This window comes from Marinobacter sp. RI1 (assembly GCF_041155085.1).
GTDB lineage: Bacteria > Pseudomonadota > Gammaproteobacteria > Pseudomonadales > Oleiphilaceae > Marinobacter > Marinobacter nauticus.
This window is the reverse complement of the sequence record NZ_AP031605.1, coordinates 1,625,558-1,643,622: the sequence shown is the minus strand read 5'-3', so window position 1 is coordinate 1,643,622 and position 18,065 is coordinate 1,625,558. Positions and strand designations below refer to the sequence as shown.

20 protein-coding genes are annotated in these 18,065 nt (G+C 57.1%); 9 read left to right on the top strand and 11 right to left on the bottom strand.

From position 1 onward, the window contains the following. Positions 1–104: 104 nt before the first annotated feature. From ACAM27_RS07405 to ACAM27_RS07395, 3 genes are read left to right on the top strand one after another with little or no spacing between them, the layout of a single operon-like run. Complete coding sequence (locus ACAM27_RS07405) at positions 105–464, top strand: hypothetical protein (RefSeq protein WP_022991479.1); 360 nt, start codon at positions 105–107, stop codon at positions 462–464. Between the two features lie 58 nt (positions 465–522). Further along, positions 523–1,689, top strand: coding sequence for a GNAT family N-acetyltransferase (locus ACAM27_RS07400; protein WP_369612791.1), 1,167 nt, complete (start codon positions 523–525; stop codon positions 1,687–1,689). A 46-nt stretch (positions 1,690–1,735) separates the two neighbouring features. Beyond that, on the top strand, positions 1,736–2,398 hold the full coding sequence (locus ACAM27_RS07395) for a hypothetical protein (RefSeq protein WP_014422232.1): 663 nt from the start codon (positions 1,736–1,738) through the stop codon (positions 2,396–2,398). Positions 2,399–2,404: 6 nt separating this feature from the next. Here ACAM27_RS07395 and ACAM27_RS07390 read toward each other — a convergent pair whose 3' ends face one another. Next, positions 2,405–2,620 carry a dodecin gene (locus ACAM27_RS07390; RefSeq protein WP_011786317.1) on the bottom strand — a complete coding sequence of 72 codons (216 nt, stop codon included), beginning with the start codon at positions 2,618–2,620 and terminating at the stop codon, positions 2,405–2,407. Between the two features lie 156 nt (positions 2,621–2,776). On the opposite strand from ACAM27_RS07390, the gene ACAM27_RS07385 reads away from it, so the two are divergent. Then, the gene (locus tag ACAM27_RS07385; protein WP_369612790.1) at positions 2,777–3,550 is read left to right on the top strand and encodes a DUF3750 domain-containing protein; all 774 of its coding nucleotides are present in this window, start codon (positions 2,777–2,779) and stop codon (positions 3,548–3,550) included. Between the two features lie 129 nt (positions 3,551–3,679). Here ACAM27_RS07385 and ACAM27_RS07380 read toward each other — a convergent pair whose 3' ends face one another. From ACAM27_RS07380 to ACAM27_RS07370, 3 genes are all read right to left on the bottom strand, one after another. Then, complete coding sequence (locus ACAM27_RS07380; RefSeq protein WP_369612789.1) at positions 3,680–4,987, bottom strand: hypothetical protein; 1,308 nt, start codon at positions 4,985–4,987, stop codon at positions 3,680–3,682. A gap of 85 nt (positions 4,988–5,072) precedes the next feature. Continuing rightward, positions 5,073–5,384, bottom strand: a complete 312-nt coding sequence (locus tag ACAM27_RS07375) for an AzlD family protein (RefSeq protein WP_206852721.1) — start codon at positions 5,382–5,384, stop codon at positions 5,073–5,075. Further along, a complete protein-coding gene (locus ACAM27_RS07370; RefSeq protein ID WP_369612788.1) occupies positions 5,374–6,120 on the bottom strand; it encodes an AzlC family ABC transporter permease in 747 nt (248 codons plus the stop codon). The genes ACAM27_RS07375 and ACAM27_RS07370 overlap by 11 nt, the downstream gene beginning before the upstream one ends. 303 nt (positions 6,121–6,423) lie before the next feature. Between ACAM27_RS07370 and ACAM27_RS07365 the strand changes: the two genes are divergently transcribed. Next, on the top strand, positions 6,424–7,521 hold the full coding sequence (locus ACAM27_RS07365) for a Glu/Leu/Phe/Val dehydrogenase dimerization domain-containing protein (RefSeq protein ID WP_022991484.1): 1,098 nt from the start codon (positions 6,424–6,426) through the stop codon (positions 7,519–7,521). A gap of 90 nt (positions 7,522–7,611) precedes the next feature. After that, positions 7,612–9,024 (top strand): sodium-dependent transporter, encoded by a 1,413-nt coding sequence (locus ACAM27_RS07360; RefSeq protein WP_369612787.1) that lies wholly within the window; start codon positions 7,612–7,614, stop codon positions 9,022–9,024. Positions 9,025–9,031: 7 nt separating this feature from the next. Here the strand turns inward: ACAM27_RS07360 and ACAM27_RS07355 are convergent, their stop codons facing one another. Genes ACAM27_RS07355 through ACAM27_RS07345 form a run of 3 tightly spaced genes read right to left on the bottom strand, consistent with a single transcriptional unit; the run spans position 9,032 to position 12,091 of the window. Continuing rightward, complete coding sequence (locus tag ACAM27_RS07355; RefSeq protein ID WP_369612786.1) at positions 9,032–9,928, bottom strand: NAD-dependent protein deacetylase; 897 nt, start codon at positions 9,926–9,928, stop codon at positions 9,032–9,034. Between the two features lie 28 nt (positions 9,929–9,956). Continuing rightward, the gene (locus tag ACAM27_RS07350) at positions 9,957–10,508 is read right to left on the bottom strand and encodes a DUF1415 domain-containing protein (RefSeq protein ID WP_219193733.1); all 552 of its coding nucleotides are present in this window, start codon (positions 10,506–10,508) and stop codon (positions 9,957–9,959) included. Further along, positions 10,505–12,091 (bottom strand): ABC-F family ATPase, encoded by a 1,587-nt coding sequence (locus tag ACAM27_RS07345; protein WP_369612785.1) that lies wholly within the window; start codon positions 12,089–12,091, stop codon positions 10,505–10,507. Before ACAM27_RS07345 ends, ACAM27_RS07350 begins: the two co-directional genes overlap by 4 nt. Before the next feature lie 180 nt (positions 12,092–12,271). Between ACAM27_RS07345 and ACAM27_RS07340 the strand changes: the two genes are divergently transcribed. Then, a complete protein-coding gene (locus tag ACAM27_RS07340; RefSeq protein WP_008939100.1) occupies positions 12,272–12,550 on the top strand; it encodes a peptidylprolyl isomerase in 279 nt (92 codons plus the stop codon). Between the two features lie 57 nt (positions 12,551–12,607). Here ACAM27_RS07340 and ACAM27_RS07335 read toward each other — a convergent pair whose 3' ends face one another. Beyond that, entirely contained in the window at positions 12,608–13,435 is an 828-nt protein-coding gene (locus ACAM27_RS07335; RefSeq protein WP_011786327.1) for a DUF2059 domain-containing protein, read from the bottom strand. A 90-nt stretch (positions 13,436–13,525) separates the two neighbouring features. Between ACAM27_RS07335 and ACAM27_RS07330 the strand changes: the two genes are divergently transcribed. After that, entirely contained in the window at positions 13,526–14,254 is a 729-nt protein-coding gene (locus ACAM27_RS07330) for a lysozyme-like domain containing protein (RefSeq protein WP_226538145.1), read from the top strand. 1 nt (position 14,255) lies between these two features. Here ACAM27_RS07330 and ACAM27_RS07325 read toward each other — a convergent pair whose 3' ends face one another. After that, entirely contained in the window at positions 14,256–15,155 is a 900-nt protein-coding gene (locus ACAM27_RS07325; RefSeq protein ID WP_031210210.1) for a LysR family transcriptional regulator, read from the bottom strand. A 127-nt stretch (positions 15,156–15,282) separates the two neighbouring features. On the opposite strand from ACAM27_RS07325, the gene ACAM27_RS07320 reads away from it, so the two are divergent. Beyond that, a complete protein-coding gene (locus tag ACAM27_RS07320) occupies positions 15,283–15,477 on the top strand; it encodes a hypothetical protein (protein ID WP_014422246.1) in 195 nt (64 codons plus the stop codon). A gap of 85 nt (positions 15,478–15,562) precedes the next feature. Here ACAM27_RS07320 and ACAM27_RS07315 read toward each other — a convergent pair whose 3' ends face one another. Beyond that, positions 15,563–17,245: an AMP-binding protein gene (locus ACAM27_RS07315; RefSeq protein WP_206852734.1), complete on the bottom strand. Its 1,683-nt coding sequence runs from the start codon at positions 17,243–17,245 to the stop codon at positions 15,563–15,565. Positions 17,246–17,560: 315 nt separating this feature from the next. Further along, positions 17,561–17,989 carry an Lrp/AsnC family transcriptional regulator gene (locus ACAM27_RS07310; RefSeq protein ID WP_014422248.1) on the bottom strand — a complete coding sequence of 143 codons (429 nt, stop codon included), beginning with the start codon at positions 17,987–17,989 and terminating at the stop codon, positions 17,561–17,563. Positions 17,990–18,065 lie beyond the last annotated feature (76 nt).

Genomic DNA, 18,065 nt, shown 5'->3' with positions numbered 1-18,065 from the left:
GTCTCCCGGCCTTTACCGAACCTTTACGTAGCCCTGACACCATCTGACGTTGCGTCCGCGTAGCATGGCCATCATCCATTGTGAACAACGACGAGGAAAGACCAATGAAAGTAAAAACCACCCTGTTAACCGCCGGTGTACTGGTGGCAAGTCTGATGGCCGCCAGCCCGGCTGTTCTCGCGGAACGGCACGGCAAACACAACCAGAACGGCAAGTGGGACAAACAGGAACTGTGCGAGAACTTCCGTGAAGGCAAAGGCCCCTTTAACCGTGAGGAGCGCCGGGCCGAGAGGGAAACGTATCGGGCAGAAATGGCCGATCGCCTGAAACTGAATGAGGAACAGCGCCAGATCTGGGCGGAGATTCATCAGGAACGACAGGCCAAACAGGAAAAACGCATGAATCAATGGCAGGAAAAAATGCAGCAACGCTGTAGCAACAGTGGGAAGCAAGACAAGGAGTGATCAAATGACGGGTTCTGGCGTATGGTAGAAGGTATTCGTCAACGACCTGAAACCAACCATGTCAGAAAACGCGCCACGCGAACTCACTCTGGAGACCCGAGCCAGTATTGCCGCCATCCCGAAATCGGACTGGCAACGACTGGCGGGGGTCTCCAATCCGTTTCTTCGATACGAATTCTTTCAGGCACTGGAAGAGAGCGGCTGCACCCGCACCGAAACGGGCTGGACCCCCAGCCACCTGGTATTCAAGCACGAAGGCCGGATTGTGGGCCTGGCACCCGCCTACCTGAAAACCCACTCTATGGGTGAATATGTGTTCGACTGGGCCTGGGCCGACGCCTACCAGCGATACGGCCTGCCCTATTATCCAAAGCTGTTGATCGCCATTCCGTTCACGCCTTCTGCCGGACCTCGACTGTTGCTGGACACCGGGGGGCGACGACAGCTGACACCCGAACGCCTGCACGACTTGCTGGATACCCTGACACACCAACTGGGCGCACACTCCTGGCACTTACTGTTTCCCAACGCCGAGGACCAGCAACTGCTGGCGCATGACGATGAACTGCATCGCATCGGCTGCCAATTCCACTGGCACAACCACAATTACCGCAGCTTCGAGGATTATCTGGCAGCATTGAATTCCCGCAAGCGTAAATCCATCCGCAAGGAACGCCGGCATGTGGCGGAACAGGGCATCACCTTTGCCCGCTTCCATGGCAAGGATATTCCAGACCAGGTTCTGGCCGCCTTTTATGTGTTCTACCAGGCCACCTACCTGAAACGGGGTCAGAGACCTTACCTGAACAAACGTTTTTTCGAATTGCTGAGAGAACGGCTACCCGAGCATATGCACGTGATCATGGCGGTCAAACAGGGCGAAATGATCGCCGGGGCCCTGTTTCTGTCGGGGCAAAACGCTCTTTACGGCCGGTACTGGGGCTGTCTGGACGAATACAATCACCTGCATTTCGAGACCTGTTACTATCAGGGCATCGAGCTGGCGCTGGCGCTTGGGCTGACACATTTTGATGCCGGCGCCCAAGGCGAACATAAACTGGTTCGGGGGTTTGAACCGGTGATCACCCATTCCTGGCACGGTATACAGCACCCCGGCTTCCGGGACGCCATTGCCGACTTCACCCGGGAAGAAGCAGAGCAGGTACAAGGGTATTTTGCAGAGGCGGAAACCTTACTGCCGTTTAAACAACAAACACCGCAATAGTCTGTATACTGATTGACCAGGACGGACTTCAATCAGGTGAACGGCCATGGATACCGGTCTGCCAGGAAGCATACTCACCTCATTTGATCCACCCCTGATGGTGGCATTGGGTGCCTTTGTGCTGGCGCTTCTCAGCCTGATACTGGCATCCCGGTTACGGAACAAAAACCAGAGCCAGCTCAGCGCATTGAGGGAAAGGTCGGACACCCTCTGGCGTGAAATGGATGACATCCGGGTCAGCCAGTTCAACCGCTCAGATCATAGCCCGTCGACCAGCCATTCCTCACTGGACCAAGCCCGTTACCAAACGGAAATGGAAGCCTACCAGAAGACCTGGCCGGCCATCTGGCTTCTGCACGAACGCCTGGGGCAGTTTCTGCGAACTGTCGAAACCGGTGAATCCGCCAACGACTTACGTCTGGAGGCCAGAAACGCTGCGCTGGACGCCCGAAATCACCTGAACCAGCACCGCCCCTTCTGTCACGAAACGGTGGATGAACTGCTCACCCGGCTCATTGACGTGGAAATCAAGGCCCACCTCGCCGCCTGCCAGTACCTGGACCTGGTGAAGGAAGTCCGGCACGGCGCTTCCGATCACGACCGGAGAGTCCTGCACGACAAGTTTCACAGCCTGCATGAGGGCGAGGCTCGGGAGCTTTTGAATCACCTGGTGACCACCATCCGGCACCGCGCCATAAGAAGCGGCTAAGTTTGCTTAGCTATCGGCAATCCGGAAACCGATTTTCAGGCCCACCTGATAATGACCGACCTTTCCGTCGACAATGTGGCCACGGGTTTCCGTTACCTCGAACCACTCCATATTGCGAACACTTCTCCCACACTCATCCAGCGCGTTCTGAATGGCATCTTCAATGCTTGTCTTTGATGAGCCTACGATTTCCACTTTTTTGTAGACATGGTGATCAGACATGACAGCCTCCTGACTCAAGAATATTTACACCTTGAGCCTAGAAGCCAGCGTGAGCTTGGGCAAACTACCATTCTTTAACCTGCTTCATCCATTGACCGTTAAAAGGCGTATCATCTCGCCTGTAGCATGCTGGAAATACTCGAACCGGACCTGTAAATGAAACGACTTCTCAAATACGCCGCGGGCCTGCTCGGCGCCCTGCTGTTGCTTCTGGGCGGCCCCCTTCTGTTGGCCGCCAGCAGCAGCCTTGAGGTTGCGGAGAGCTGGCGTACCGCCAGCCGGGAAAGCGCCGGTATAGCGCCTCGACCGGAACAGGTGGAGGAAGCCATTATTCAGGTCTATGGCGCACGCGCCTGGAGCTGGCGAGGCTACTTTGCGGTACATACCTGGATTGCGACCAAAGAACAGGGCGCTGATTATTATCAGGTGCACGAGGTCACCGGCTGGCGCACCTACGTGGTCAATTCCCGCCCCGGCGACCCGGACAGACTCTGGTACGGCGCCAGGCCGGAACTGTATGCAGATATTCGGGGAGAGAAAGCCGCGGCCTTGATTCCGCAGATCTACCAGGCAGTGGAAAATTATCCCTACCCCACCCAATACGAAGCCTGGCCGGGGCCAAACAGCAACACCTTCGTAGCCTGGGTGATACGGGAAACGCCGGATTTCGACGTAGCCCTGCCCAGCCACGCCATTGGCAAGGACTACCTGGGGGACCGGCTGATCGCCCCAAGCCCGGGTGGCGCGGGCTATCAACTATCCCTGGGTGGATATTTCGGTGTCTTGGCCGGGGTTCGAGAGGGTCTGGAAGTGAATATTCTGGGGTTGTCGCTGGGTATCAATCCCATGGCGCTGGGTATCAAATTACCGGGACTCGGCGAGCTGGCCTTGCTTGACACAAACCCCATGCACGAGCAACCAGCTCGCTAGACGCTCAGGGGTGGGGGTGGTCTCCCAAAAACCGCTACAAGCACATCCATGTGCGCTTCTCTCCGGCCATCCATGGCCTCCGACATTTTTGGGAGACCACCCCCACCCCTGAGCTGCACTGTCCCAAAGTCAAAGCTTGGCGAATTCCAGATACCGACTGGCTGCCTGCTTCTTCTCATCCTGGCTGTTCAGCAACTCCAGCCGCAATTTATCAATGATCTTCAGATAACCATCCAGCGGGGACTTTTCTTCGCCCTGCTCTTTTGAAGCCTCAATAAACGCCTGCTGCTTCTCACGAATTTCGTTCAGTTTTTCTATGGCATTGCGGATCGCTTCCTCTCGTGCAGAAGCTGCGCCGCTCATCTCGGGTTCAGCGTTACGAACCCCAAGAACGGTTTCCACCGCCGGGGCCGACTCGGTGTTCTGTTCCGCCAGGTCCAGCTCTTCCAGAGTCCGAACTTCACCGTCAGTGGTCAGGTAAATACCAGAGGCCTTGATCTGCCCCAGGGGCACGCCCTGAGGATTGGTCAGAGTGAAGCGGTCGTCCACGCTGTCGACATACAGTGCCTGGACACCAACCTCCGCCAGCGAGCGCAGATCCTGGCCGCCATCAGCCGTCTGTACCCACACCGACAGGGACTGAAAAATCTCATCGTTAGCATCTATCCAGCGATTACCATCGTCATCAAACGCAGCCAGCTCGCTGAAGCCAGATCCACTTTCCGGGCCGAACAATTCGCTGCCATCGTCCACTTTACCGTTACCATTGCGGTCAAAAACCAGATATCCGCTGCCCGCGCCCAGAGAGGCGAACTGCGCCGTCTCGCCGTTGCCCGTCATGTCGAATTCAAACAGGGTGTCGGTCAGTCTCGCGGTAGAAGCACCAAAGTTGATCACCAGCGGATCAGTCAGGGGACGCTCCTGAATCTGGATCAGCTCGGAATATTCATAGCTACGGGACTGGGACTGCCTGAGCGACAGGGTAAAGTCGATGGTTTCACCATTGTCGAGGGTAATACTGCCAGTTGACGCGAAGCTGCGGGTTTCACTTTCGGAGTAGAACATATAGCGACCGGCAGATACCGACAGACTCTTCGGCGATTCCGCGGCTGCTTCACCCCCCAGGGCGGCTCGGCTGACCGTCAGCGCCTGCTGCCCCATCAGGAACAGCTCTGAAGACTTTTCGACCAGTTCCGAACTGGTGAAGGTGGCCGCTCGGTTGGCCCCGGTCACCTCACTGGTACTGGAAAAGGCCATCTGCTCCTGGCTGCTGTAGCGATACGCCGCCTGTCGGATCAGCGACACTTCGGTGCCCCGATTGGTCTGCCCTTGCGGTACCGGGGCGGCAGACTGGCGGACTCTCAGTTGGGAACTATCAAACGCCGAGACCTGGCGGCTGCTGTCCTGAAACAGCGAAATCTGGCTGGATGCAATCATGGTGCGGTACCTCAGTGACACTGGGTCACTTAACGGCACCATCACCGAAAACTTGAGCAGATTTCAACCACACCCACCGACGACGTCAGAGCAAATAACGAACGGTCGCAGCGGCCAGCAGGCCAATAGCGATAGCGGGAAGCGGCTTGTGAAGTACAAGCATGGTAACCGCCGTGGCTACCAGTGCTGCCAGCGCACCCGGATCGCCGGCCACCGCCATGGGTACGATGATGGCGATCAGCACCGAGCTGGCCATGGTATTGATAAAACTCTCTACCCTCGGGTTGATGCGCACAAACGACATCACGAACACGCCGCCAAAACGGGTAATCAGTGTCACCACGGTCATGATAGTGATCAGCGCCAGCACACCGAAGGTTGTAGTTTCAATGGTCATCAGACACCTCCCGCTGATTATCCGCCACCTCGGTTTTGTGTTCCAGCCAGAACAAACCGACCAGACCACCAGCGATCGCACCAACCACCACGTGCATATTGGGCGGTAGCCATTTCCAGGCGGCAAGGGAGGCTGCGCCGGAAACGCACCAGGCGACCAGCACCCGCGGGGATTTATTGCCACCCAGTGCCATGGCCAGCAGGAAGCAACCCAGCACCATATCCAGCCCGAAAGCTTTGGGGTTCTGTAACAAACCGCCGAAGTAGACGCCCAGGGCTGTACCAACAATCCAGGCCAGCCACAGAACCAAGCCACCCCCGATAATCACTTCCAGATTGCGCCTGCCATTCTGGTAATCCTGGGCCGAGACCGCCCAGTTGGCATCGGTCAGCAATAGCAAGAGCGCATAACGCCGCCCGGGAGAGACTTCCCTGAGCATCGGGTATAGCGAGGCGCCCATCAGCAGGTGCCTGGAATTGATGGCAAAAACCACGGCGATCAAAGGCAGAACCGAGACATCGGCGCCCCAGATATCCACCGCCGCAAACTGCGAAGCGCCAGCAAACACGGTCGTGCTCATCAGGATAGACTGCAGCGGCGTCAACCCTTCCTGAATGGCGGCCAGACCAAAGGCAGCACCAAACGCCACCACAAAGAATGAGATGGGGAGCAGGCGGAAGAACTCGGAACGGACTTTCCGCGAATCAAACTGATAAGGATAGGAGGCGACAGACATCTGAAGAAGCTAAGCCGGATAGTGCAAAACGCGTATAGGTAGAAACCACCATTAAGCGTTTTTTTTCTTACCAGTGCTCAGGCAGTTAGATGATTAAATCAAACAAGTTCACAATTCCGCCGGCCGCCAAGGTTGACGTTCACGTAAACTTGCATTAGCTTGAATTTCGTCCGGCCCCAAAAGGGCAACCCGACCAATCCTTCGGGAGGACACCTGAAATCGACACCCTGGCCACAAGCCAGACCGACAAAAACAAGACAGAACCTGCCGCCGGGATCCGGCTGTGCGGGAGAGGATTTCAACATGCTGTTCAGCCATCCGGAGTTCGATCACCACGAACACCTGTCGTTTTTCTGCGATGCCGAAACCGGCCTCAAAGCCATTGTCGCTATTCACAACACCTCCCGCGGCCCCGCTTTAGGCGGTTGCCGAATGTTTCCTTACGCCAGTGATGAAGAAGCGCTGCGAGATGTGCTTCGCCTGTCCAGGGGCATGACCTACAAATCGGCCCTGGCCAATCTGGACCTCGGTGGTGGCAAATCCGTGATTATTGGCGATCCGCGCAAGCACAAAACACAAGCCCTGCTGGAGGCTATGGGCAAGCACCTGGAAAGCCTGGGAGGCCATTACATTGCGGCCGAAGACTCCGGCACCAGCGTGCCGGATCTGAAAGTGATGGGGCGCCATACCCGCCATGTGGCCGGCGTTGCCTACCGTACCGGATTCGACGGCACCCCCAGTAACGGGGATCCCTCTCCTGTCACCGCTTACGGCACCTTTGTTGGCCTCAGAGCAGCAGTAAAACACCGGCTCGGCAGCAACGACCTTACCGGCCTGAAAGTAGCCATCCAGGGCATCGGTAATGTCGGGTTCCGCCTGGCCCAACACCTGAAAGACGCTGGCGCTGAACTCTGGGTGAACGATATTCACGCCGACAACATGCAGAGGGCTGTCGACCAGCTCGGCGCACACGCCGCCTCGGCGGAAGACATACTGACTCTGCCCGTGGATGTTATCGCACCCTGCGCCATGGGCGCCGTCCTGAACGACCGCAGTATTCCTGCCATTCGCGCCGGTATCGTCGCAGGCGCGGCCAATAATCTGCTGGATCGCCCGGAACACGACGCGGCACTGAAACAGCGGGGCATTCTGTACGCTCCAGACTTTGCGATTAACGCCGGCGGCATCATTGATGTGTTCTACGAACGCACAGGGGCATCCCCGGAAAAAGTGCGCGCCCATGTGGAAACCATCGGCGACACCCTGACCGAAATTTTTAACCGTTCTGACCGCACCGGGCTCCCTACCGGTGAAATTGCCAATGAACTGGCTGAAGAACGGTTCACCAAGCATGCCGCGGGTGCTGGGCTGGCGCCCCAGCGGCTGTCTCGCACCGGATAACCTGACACCGGTGCTTCCCCTTGGGAGCCGCAGTCTCTGCGGCTCCATTTTTAACCCCAGTAACAAAAACAAGACCTTCGGGAGAAAACCATGTCTGTCTCATCATCCGGTTCTGCTGCCTATTCCGGCAGCCTTGAGGGCTCCAATGCCCAGCGCGGGCTCTGGTCATCACGGCTCGCGTTCATCCTCGCGGCCACCGGTTCCGCTGTGGGCCTCGGAAACATCTGGAAATTCCCCTACGTAACCGGCGAAAACGGCGGTGGCGCTTTTGTGTTGGTCTACCTGCTGTGCATCGCCATCATCGGTATTCCCATCATGATGGCCGAGGTGATGATCGGCCGTCGTGGTGGCCACAGCCCGGTTAACAGCATCAAGGCGATCGCCCAGCGGGACGGACTGAACCCGGCCTGGAAACTGGTCGGCGCCGTGGGCATTCTTGCAGGCTTCCTGATTCTGTCGTTTTACTCGGTGATTGGTGGCTGGGCCATTTCCTACGTTGGCACCACCGCCAGCGGCCAGCTCTCCGGCCAGACCGCAGATGCCGTGGGTGCGATTTTCTCCGGCCTGCTGAGCAATCCCGGCACCCTGTTGCTGTGGCACACGGTGTTCATGGCCCTGGTGATGCTGGTGGTGGCGAAAGGTGTGCGCTCCGGCCTGGAGCGGGCCGTCAGCATTCTGATGCCGGCACTGTTTGTGCTGCTACTGATTGTGGTCGGCTACGCCATGACCACCGGCCACTTTGGCCAGGCGGCAGCCTTCCTGTTCCAGCCGGACTTCTCCAAGCTCACCACCTCCGGCGTACTGGTGGCACTGGGACACGCATTCTTTACTCTGAGCCTGGGTATGGCAGTGATGATGGCTTATGGCTCCTACCTGCCCAAGAATATTTCCATCGCCAAAACCTCCATTACCGTCTCGGTGATTGATACCGGTGTCGCCCTGCTGGCCGGCCTGGCTATTTTCCCGATCGTCTTTGCCAACGGCCTGGAGCCCGGTGCTGGCCCTGGCCTGATTTTCCAGACCCTGCCCCTGGCCTTCGGTCAGATGCCCATGGGCTCACTGTTCGGCACCTTGTTCTTTGTACTTCTGATTTTCGCCGCCTGGACCTCTGGCATTTCCCTGCTGGAACCGATCGTTGAATGGCTGGAAGAACAAAAAGGCATGAACCGCACCGTCAGTACGCTGGGTGCCGGTGTGGTGTGCTGGGCTCTGGGTATTGCCTCTATTCTGTCGCTGAACCTGTGGGCGGATTTCTCACCACTGGGCTTCATCCCGATGCTGGAAGGCAAAACCATCTTCGACCTGCTGGACTTCTTCACCGCCAACATCCTGCTGCCGCTGGGTGGGCTACTGGTCGCGCTGATGGCCGGCTGGGTAATGTCGAAACCGGCCATGGAGAAGGAGCTGGCCCTGTCACCGGGTACGTTCAACCTGTGGTTTGTCACCGTGCGCTTCATCACCCCGATTGCGGTGGGCGTGGTGTTCATCTACAACCTGATGTAAATAACGCTCACAACTGATCGAGGGAGGCCTTCAGGGTCTCCCCGATCCTCGCGTTCAGTTTCAGATCCACCAGATCCTCAGCCCGGGTCCGCCCCAGATTCAGGGTGGCAATGGGCTTTTTCCACTCGCTGGCGTAGCGGCAGAAACGGAAGCCGGAATACACCATCAACGACGAACCGATCACCAACAGGCCATCGCTCGCCTTGAGTACATCAAGCGCAGAGTACACCCTGTCCTTTGGCACATAATCCCCGAAGAACACTACATCCGGTTTCAGGATACCGGCGCATCTGGGGCAGTCCACCGGTCGGAACTCGGAAAAATCCACATCCAGATCGGCATCCCCATCCGGTGCCGTCTCCGCTGTGTACTTCAGAAATCCGGGATTGAGCTCGGCGCAACGGTCATGTACCTCATCCCGGGGGCAACGATAGCCGCAGCCCATACACACGACTTCGTCCGCCCGCCCGTGTAGATCCGTCACCGCCCGGGTGCCCGCCTTCTGGTGAAGACGATCCACGTTCTGGGTAACCACCAGGCTGCTGTGGTTGAGCAGTTCCAGATCCGAAATGTAGTGATGGGACGGGTTAGGCGCGGCATTACGCATGACCGGCCAGCCAATCAGACTGCGCGCCCAGTATCGCTGGCGGGTGAGGAAGTCCTCCATGAACGCCTTATGCTGCACCGGTTGCTTACGCTTCCAGGCACCATCGCCATCACGATAATCCGGAATACCGGAATCCGTGCTCACGCCGGCTCCGGTGAGAATCATCAATCTTGGATGTTGTTGGATAAACTCCGCCAGCAACGCCCCGGCTTCGTTCGGGTTATGCATCACAGGCGGCGTTTCCAGCTCGGGCAGGCGCTGGCTGGAACTGAATGGGCGGGTTCGATGCTCAGTCATTTCCGTTACAACTCAGAGGCTCGGAATGTCAGGTTTCGGCGTCGGTGCACCGTTTCAGAATAGTACGCATCTTCTCCACACCGAGCTCATTCATCAACGCAATATTCCGGTCGGGAATACCATCTACGTCCGGATAGTGATCAATAGCCGCTTCCAGACTCGCCTCCCGCAACAGGTGCAGCATGGGGTACGGTGATCGATTGGTGTAGTTTTCCGCGGCCTCTGCATCGGTGCCGGCGAACTGATAGTCCGGATGGAAACTGGCAACCTGAAAGACACCTTCCAGCTCCAGATAGCTCAGCAAGGCATCCGCGGCATCGAGAAATTCGTTGTAAGCGAGAAAATCCTGCAACACACCAGGATGGATCAACAACGTGGTTTCGACGTCCGGCTCGTCTTCCAGGCGCTGCAACTCTGACTGCAACGCCTGTAGCAGCTCATCCTCGTTCTCCGCCTCGCTGACGACAAAACGCACGCGGTTCTTGACCAACTCGCGCCTGGCGAAGGGGCAGAGGTTGTAACCAACCACCACTTCTTCAACCCATTGCCGGGTGGCGCTTACAACCTGTGGTTCATTCATAGGTAGCCCTGGCTCCGAAGATAATCGTCATAGGAGCCACTGAAGTCAGTCACTCCATCAGCTGTGAGCTCAATAATCCGCGTCGCCAGCGAGGAGACAAACTCGCGATCATGGCTTACGAAAATCAGCGTTCCCGGATAGTTCTCCAGCGCCAGGTTCAAAGCCTCGATAGACTCCATATCCAGGTGGTTGGTGGGCTCGTCCATCAGCATCACATTCGGTTTCTGCAGGATCAGTTTGCCGAACAGCATGCGGCCCTGCTCACCCCCCGAGATTACCTTTACAGACTTGCCAATATCATCACCGGAAAACAGCATCCGCCCCAGCGTACCGCGCACTAATTGTTCGCCGCCGGTGGTCCATTGCGCCATCCAGTCGGTGAGGGTCTCGTCGCGGGCAAAATCCGCGGTGTGGTCCTGGGCGAAATATCCAACCTCGGCACTGTCGGTCCACTTCACCTCGCCGGAATCTGGCTCATAAGCGCCAGCCAGGCATTGCAGGAGTGTGGTTTTACCAATCCCGTTCGGGCCAATAACAGCCACGCGTTCTCCCGCCTCAATCTGCAGATCCAGGTTTTTGAACAAGGGGCCTTCATCGAAGCCCTTGGTCAGACCTTTCAGAGTCACGGCCTGACGATGCAGCTTCTTGCCCTGCTCGAAGCGGATAAAGGGACTCACGCGGCTTGAGGGCTTCACCTCTTCCAACTGGATCTTGTCGATCTGACGGGCGCGAGAGGTGGCCTGTTTGGCCTTGGAGGCGTTGGCGGAGAAGCGGCTGACGAACTGCTGCAATTCCGCAATCTGGGCTTTTTTCTTGGCGTTGTCCGCCAGCATGCGCTCTCGGGCCTGGGTGGCGGCGGTCATGTATTCGTCGTAGTTGCCGGGGAACAGACGCAGCTCACCATAATCCAGGTCCGCCATGTGGGTACATACACTGTTCAGAAAGTGACGGTCGTGAGAGATGATGATCATGGTGCTGTTGCGGGCCACCAGAATGTTTTCCAGCCAGCGGATGGTGTTGATGTCCAGGTGGTTGGTGGGCTCATCCAGCAACAGTACGTCGGGGTCAGAAAACAGAGCCTGTGCCAGCAGCACACGCAGTTTCCAGCCCGGCGCCAGAGCACTCATGGGGCCGTTGTGCTGCTCCAGAGGAATATCCAGGCCCAGCAGCAACTCACCGGCTCGGGATTCCGCGGTGTAGCCATCCATTTCGGCAAACTGCACTTCCAGGTCTGCCACGGCCATACCGTCTTCCTCACTCATCTCTGGCAGCGAATAAATGCGGTCCCGCTCTTTTTTCACATTCCAGAGATCTTCGTGGCCCATAATCACAGTGTCCATCACTGAGCACTGTTCATAGGCAAACTGATCCTGACGGAGCTTACCCAGCCGGGTATTCGGTTCCAGCATGACCTGGCCCGCCGATGGCTCCAGATCACCACCCAGAATTTTCATCAGGGTGGATTTACCGCAACCATTCGCCCCGATCAGGCCGTAACGGTTGCCGTTGCCGAATTTGGCCGACACATTTTCAAACAGGGGCCGCGCCCCGAACTGCATGGTGAGATTGGCGGTGGAGATCAAGAAACAAACCTGTCGAAGTAGAGGCCGACGAGCGCCGGCGAAAAGAAAGCCGGCATTGTACAGGTTTGCACCAGAGACTGTGAGGCCGCAGAAACACGGACAAAAACCACTTGCCTCAGGGCGCCGCTGCGGGCAGCATTCCGGTCTGTGTTCCATTCACCCAACGACAGGAAATTGATCATGGCACAAGCAACCGCACGCCACATTCTGGTAGACAGTGAAGCCAAGTGTGAGGAACTGAAGAAAGCCATCGAAGGTGGCCAGGATTTCGCAGAAGTCGCCAAGCAGCACTCGTCCTGCCCTTCCGGCCGTAACGGCGGCGACCTGGGTTCTTTCGGGCCGGGCCAGATGGTTCCGGAGTTCGACAAAGCCGTTTTCAACAGCGAGCTCAATACTGTGATCGGCCCCATCAAGACCCAGTTTGGCTACCACCTGCTGGAAGTCACCAGCCGCAGCTGATCCGATGATTGGCCCGGCCGGTGTTCGGAATATCTCCGACGCCGGCCGGAGTGCGTCCTACTCCGATCCTGCCGGCGGTGCCATAAACCTCGATATCTGCCGTCCAATGCTCTCGACAGGCTCCATGATCGCCTGCTGAATACTGCTGGTCACAACCTGAGAAAACTGCTTACCGGCGGGGCTTTCGAGGAAGTCCAGGTACAATGCCAGCTCCTGAGCGCTGATCTTGTCGTAGGTATAAAGATAGCTGTCGTAGACCTGCTGGCCAACCACACCCCGAAGCATTCCTCGCTGGTTTTCGATACGGCGCTCCAACTGCTCATAGTGCATTGATTCGCTGCTGAGTGCCGACATGGCAGTGGCCAACCCCAACTGAACAGCAATGGTGGTATCCACCGCGCTTTCGGTTGCCCGGGCGGCCCGGTCGAATCGATCGAACATCTCGGCTTTGGGAGTGCCTTTGTACTTTCGATTCAATTCCGGCGCGCTGGCCTGAATCTGCGGCCAGGCTTCCGGCGCCGAGGCGGCAATCTCTGCGCTCGAAATTTTCCGGGCGACGGGTGTCTGGTACCACTCACTTACCGCCTGAAGCTGTTCGTCCGTCAGCTGTGCTTGCAGATCGGTAATGATCTGCTGCTCAATTTTGTCGGCGCTGAAACTGCTGCTCACGACATAGCCAACGGTATCCGCCACCATGGGCGGCACCTGGCCGCGTTGTTTCAGCCCTTCCCGAATACCCTGGCTTAGCATCGCCGGGTATTGCTCAACAATGTCGTCAATCGGGGAGGCTTCGAGCACGCTGGCGGCATCCGGGGCCGCCTGAGCTGAGCCCACGCCAAGCATGGCAACGACTAAAACAGGTTTAACTAGGGCCAATCGCTTCATTTACCTATCATCCTGGCTAATGCAATGACTCTCTTATGCCATGGGCCCAAGGCTGGCAGCAAGCAATCCAGGGGTTCAGGAGATGACAGTTTGGTAGGAATACGCAACAGGTCAGGCCGAAAGAAAAAGGGCCGCCATAAGGCTGAAAAAGCACGCTGGCTTCGCCTGGCCAAATGGTATGGGCCACCGGTGGCCGGCTTACTGATCGGGATCTGGGCCACGCTCCGCTTCAGCCTGCTGGCTCCGGATCCCCCGGCGAGACCGGAAAATCTTTGCGACATTTTCCGGGAGCATCCGGTCTGGTACGACTATGCCAGCGCGTCACAACAACGTTGGGGAACCCCCATTGCCACCCAGATGGCCTTTGTCTATTACGAATCATCGTTTCGAAGCCATGCCAGACCACCGCGTACCCGGCTATGGGGTCTGATTCCGTGGGCAAGACCAACCACAGCCTTCGGTTACGCTCAGGCCCTTGATCCAGCCTGGCAGGAATACCTGACAGCAAACGATGGTGACTGGCTGACGGTGCGCAGCGATATGAAGTACGCCCTGGATTTCGTCGGCTGGTATAACCGCCTGAGCCACCAGCAACTGGGTATCCCCTATACCGCCCCGAGGGAACTGTACCTGGCCTACCATGAAGGCAGAACCGGCTATGCCCGGCGCTCCTTCGACCGTAAGCCGCAGCTTCAGGCCCTGGCCAGCCGGGTCCGGGCCAGGGCTTACCGCTACCACAACCAGTTGCAGCAGTGCGAAGCGGAGTTCCAGTGCTGGCGCTGGTACCAGTTCTGGCCGTTCTGCTCGGCTGAAGACTGAGCTACAGGGCTCCCGAAATCTCGATCACCGACTCCAGACCCTGCAAGCGCTCTACCAGAAACTCCATGACCATTCTGACCCGGGCCATCTGCTGGGTATCCTGGTTTACATGGAGCCAGAGGTCGATGCTTTCGCCCTCCAGAGGATCGGACAGCCGCCGCAATTCCCTGGTGGCGTCGCCCAGGTAACAGGGCAGTACCGCCAGGCCTGCCCCGGCCCGGGCAAGGGCATGCATGGACTGCAGGCTATTGCAGCGAATCACCGACGTGACATTTTTCAGCTGTTTGCGGTACCAACGCCCCGTTGCCAGGTGGCTGAAGGATTCGTCTGGCAGTATCCATGTACAGCCTTCCGGCTGATTCTCGATATCCATGTTCCGGTGCCGGCGGCAGTATTTTGCTGCGCCATAGACCGCGGATTCAATCGCGGCAATCCGTTCACCTTCCAGCGTTGCCTGGGGCTTGTTCTCCGGCCGAAGGGTAAGGTCGGCTTCCCGGTGGCTGAGATTAGCCACATCGTTATCGGTGAGAACTTCCAGCTCAATCTCGGGATAGGTGCGCACCATCTCGGCCAGAATCGGGCTGAGCAGTTCATTCATCATCACGTCTTCGGCGGCCACACGAACCTTGCCAACCGGTGCGGAATCATCCCCCACCAGTTTGCGTTCCAGGTTTTCCATATCGGTAGCCAGCCGTTCAGCCTCCCGAAAGGCCATTTCTCCCACGGGTGTGAGCTGCAATCCGCTCTGGTTACGCTCAAAAAATTGCACCCCCAGCGACTCTTCCATCTGATCAAGTCGCCGTAAAACAGTCGTTTGGTGAACACCCAGAATTTCACCGGCTTTTGCAAGCGTTCCGCCTATTGCAAGGGCCCTTATATATCGAAGATAATCCCAGTCCATAATCACTGCATATTTGCAACAAGGGTACGGATTTTAACGTATTCAAGCTGCAAAAAAGAATCCTTAGAATTAAACGTAAATTAAAGATAGATCGCTAACAATCCACCAGATGAAGGAGGAAGGCGCTATGACTCAGAACCATATCGCAACCGTTAAACCGCTGCCGTCCAGTATCCTCCACAACAGTACTGAGGTCAGGCGCCAGTATACCCGCGCTGCCGCAAGGCAGGCGATGCAGTTTATCAGCCGCAAGGTGCGAATTTTCAATCGCAAGGCGGTAGCCGTGGCGCAGGATATGCCCCAGGTTCAGGGCGGCCACTAAAACAGACTGCACGCCTTTCGGGGTTGCTGAATAAAAAACGCCGGCATGTTTCCATGCCGGCGTTTTTTTGTTCGCTTGTACCCGGTCAGAATTCCCAGATCACTTTACGTTTCTGCTCAAACCACTCGTCCATCTTACGGTTGTAGAAATCCTCAATAACATTGCGTTTGATCTTCATGGTGGGCGTGAGCATACCGTTTTCCATGGTCCAGGGTTCACGTACCACGACGACAAAAGCCACCTTTTCGTGGGACTCACATTCCGCATTCACGGAGTCCAGTTCCTCCGCCAGCTCTTGTTCCAGCTCGCTGCGACTGCCTCCCCGCTCCAGTTCATCGCGGGCCTCCTCGGAGAGCAGTACCATCAGGCACGGCTGGGGCTGGTTGGCACCCGCCACACACACCACTTCCGCCTTGGGGTGATTGAACCGGTTCTCGATAGGCACCGGCACCACGTATTTCCCCTTTGAGGTTTTGAACAGGTCTTTTACCCGCCCGGTAATGCGCAGGCATCCATCACGGTCAATTTCACCCATGTCACCGGTTTTGAGAAAACCGTCATCCGTCAGGTCTTCCCGGGTTTTTTCCTCGTTCTTGTAATAACCGAGCATCTGGCCCGGACTCCTCACCTGAACCTCGCCTCCTTCCCCGATTCGATGCTCAACACCCGGGTTGGCCATACCAACGGTGCCCACCTTGGCCTGGCCCGGACGGTTGGCATGGGAATAGCCGAAGTTCTCGGACATGCCGTAGACCTCCAGCAACTCCAGACCAAGGCTTCGGTACCAGCCGATGATCTCTGCCGAGAGCGGAGCCGCACCGGTGAGTGCCGCCCGGCAATGATCCAGCCCCAGCTGTTTGAGCACCTTCTTCTTAACCAGCGTGTTCAGAATCGGGATATTGAACAGCAATTTCTGCTTCTTGGGCGGCAACTTCGCATTCACCCCCAGGTAGAATTTCATCCACAGGCGAGGCACCGAGAAAAACAGGGTTGGCCGGGCCCGCTGCAGATCCTCCTGAAAGGTATCCAGCGAGTTGGCAAAGTACAGATGGAAACCGTAATACAGTGACTGGGTCTCCACCGCCGCCCGTTCGGCCACATGGGCCAGGGGCAGATAGGACAACATACGTTCGCTGGCCGATACGGGGAATAGCTGCTGCAGCCCGTCAGCAACCGAGATCATGGTCCGGAAGCTGTGCATCACGCCTTTCGGCCGCCCGGTACTGCCAGAGGTGTAAACAATGGTGGCCAGATCATCGGGATCGGGCAGTTTCGGTATCGCCGGGGACTGTTCGGCGATGATGTCCTGCCATTTGGGCGTGTCGTCCCGAGGCGATAGGGGCAGCGAGATAATCGGTAATTGCTCGGGAATATGGCCTTTGATGTCATGCCAGCCATCGGCCGTGCCATCGAGTTTGCCGAGAAACAGCATCTGAGCTTCACTGTGCTCCAGAATATAGGCTGCGGTCTCGCCATTCAGAGTTGGATAGAGCGGCACGCTGACGTGCCCTGCTGCCCAGATGGCCAGATCGGACAGAATCCAGTGGGCGCTGTTTTTGCCCAGAATCCCGATATTGCTTCGCTGAGGCAACCCCAGCGTGTTCAGGTGAGCGGCCATGCGCGACACCTGGTCGGCGGCTTCACGCCAGGTAATATCTTCAACGCGCCCGTCGGGGTATGGCTGGGTCAAAAAAACGTTGTCGGGAGTATGCTCTGCCCAGTAATAAAGGCAATGCAGCGAAGTCTGCTTGTTCGGATCTACGGCCATTGTGCGTCCTTGTTATTGTTTTCTTCCTCTCCATACTAGCCAACTTTCCGACTCCCTCAATAGCAATAACAATCCCGGTGATTGGCCGTTTAGCTCGAATCTGAGACCTGTCACTCAAAATACTTCGTGACATCCGTCAAGTCTGGTCTAGATTGAAAGTTGCAGCGTAAAGATTGTCATCACCTCAGGAGGTCGTTATGAAATCGTCAACGCGCTCTGTTCTGATCTTTCCAGCCTGGGCCCTGATTCTGGTCGGTTCCGGTGCCTTTCTCTACAGCGCCTGGGCAGGCATGCTCGGTTCCTGACCGTTAAACGCTAACGTTTGAAGCGGGTTTCCAGCACGACGGCTGAGTTGGTTCGTTCGACGCCTTCGAGATTGCCGATGTCGTCCAGCACCTTACTTAACTCCTCCAGAGTACGGGCCTGGACAATCGCTATAAGGTCATATTCCCCGCTCACGGCAAATAACTGTGCCACCTGGCTGATACGCTCCAGTTCCGTGTTGGTTCGTGCGGTCAGCTTCTGCCGGACCTTGATAGACACGTGGGCTTCCACCTGCCCTTCCAGATAATCCCCTCCCAGGATCACCGAATAGCCTCGAATGACACCGCTGGCCTCCAGCCTGGCAATGCGATTCTGAATCGTCGATCGGGACACGTGCAGTGCTTTGGCCAGTTCGGTCACACTCGTACGGGCATTGCGCCGGAGCAGAGCAAGCAGTTTCTGATCGCGACTTTCTGTCATTTTGACCCCTAAACTTATCATTTCAACAAAACAATAGATCATTTCGAACATACTGACACTGCAAACCGGCGGCTTA

Excerpts from the sequence above, each read along its gene's own strand:
- ACAM27_RS07350 (WP_219193733.1), bottom strand. The coding sequence starts at position 10,508 with ATGAATGAACCACAGGTTGTAAGCGCCACCCGGCAATGGGTTGAAGAA.
- ACAM27_RS07355 (WP_369612786.1), bottom strand. The coding sequence starts at position 9,928 with ATGACTGAGCATCGAACCCGCCCATTCAGTTCCAGCCAGCGCCTGCCC.
- ACAM27_RS07385 (WP_369612790.1), top strand. The coding sequence starts at position 2,777 with ATGAAACGACTTCTCAAATACGCCGCGGGCCTGCTCGGCGCCCTGCTG.
- ACAM27_RS07405 (WP_022991479.1), top strand. The coding sequence starts at position 105 with ATGAAAGTAAAAACCACCCTGTTAACCGCCGGTGTACTGGTGGCAAGT.
- ACAM27_RS07320 (WP_014422246.1), top strand. The coding sequence starts at position 15,283 with ATGACTCAGAACCATATCGCAACCGTTAAACCGCTGCCGTCCAGTATC.
- ACAM27_RS07315 (WP_206852734.1), bottom strand. The coding sequence starts at position 17,245 with ATGGCCGTAGATCCGAACAAGCAGACTTCGCTGCATTGCCTTTATTAC.
- ACAM27_RS07390 (WP_011786317.1), bottom strand. The coding sequence starts at position 2,620 with ATGTCTGATCACCATGTCTACAAAAAAGTGGAAATCGTAGGCTCATCA.
- ACAM27_RS07325 (WP_031210210.1), bottom strand. The coding sequence starts at position 15,155 with ATGGACTGGGATTATCTTCGATATATAAGGGCCCTTGCAATAGGCGGA.
- ACAM27_RS07395 (WP_014422232.1), top strand. The coding sequence starts at position 1,736 with ATGGATACCGGTCTGCCAGGAAGCATACTCACCTCATTTGATCCACCC.
- ACAM27_RS07340 (WP_008939100.1), top strand. The coding sequence starts at position 12,272 with ATGGCACAAGCAACCGCACGCCACATTCTGGTAGACAGTGAAGCCAAG.
- ACAM27_RS07335 (WP_011786327.1), bottom strand. The coding sequence starts at position 13,435 with ATGAAGCGATTGGCCCTAGTTAAACCTGTTTTAGTCGTTGCCATGCTT.
- ACAM27_RS07400 (WP_369612791.1), top strand. The coding sequence starts at position 523 with ATGTCAGAAAACGCGCCACGCGAACTCACTCTGGAGACCCGAGCCAGT.
- ACAM27_RS07375 (WP_206852721.1), bottom strand. The coding sequence starts at position 5,384 with ATGACCATTGAAACTACAACCTTCGGTGTGCTGGCGCTGATCACTATC.
- ACAM27_RS07370 (WP_369612788.1), bottom strand. The coding sequence starts at position 6,120 with ATGTCTGTCGCCTCCTATCCTTATCAGTTTGATTCGCGGAAAGTCCGT.
- ACAM27_RS07310 (WP_014422248.1), bottom strand. The coding sequence starts at position 17,989 with ATGACAGAAAGTCGCGATCAGAAACTGCTTGCTCTGCTCCGGCGCAAT.
- ACAM27_RS07380 (WP_369612789.1), bottom strand. The coding sequence starts at position 4,987 with ATGATTGCATCCAGCCAGATTTCGCTGTTTCAGGACAGCAGCCGCCAG.
- ACAM27_RS07365 (WP_022991484.1), top strand. The coding sequence starts at position 6,424 with ATGCTGTTCAGCCATCCGGAGTTCGATCACCACGAACACCTGTCGTTT.
- ACAM27_RS07360 (WP_369612787.1), top strand. The coding sequence starts at position 7,612 with ATGTCTGTCTCATCATCCGGTTCTGCTGCCTATTCCGGCAGCCTTGAG.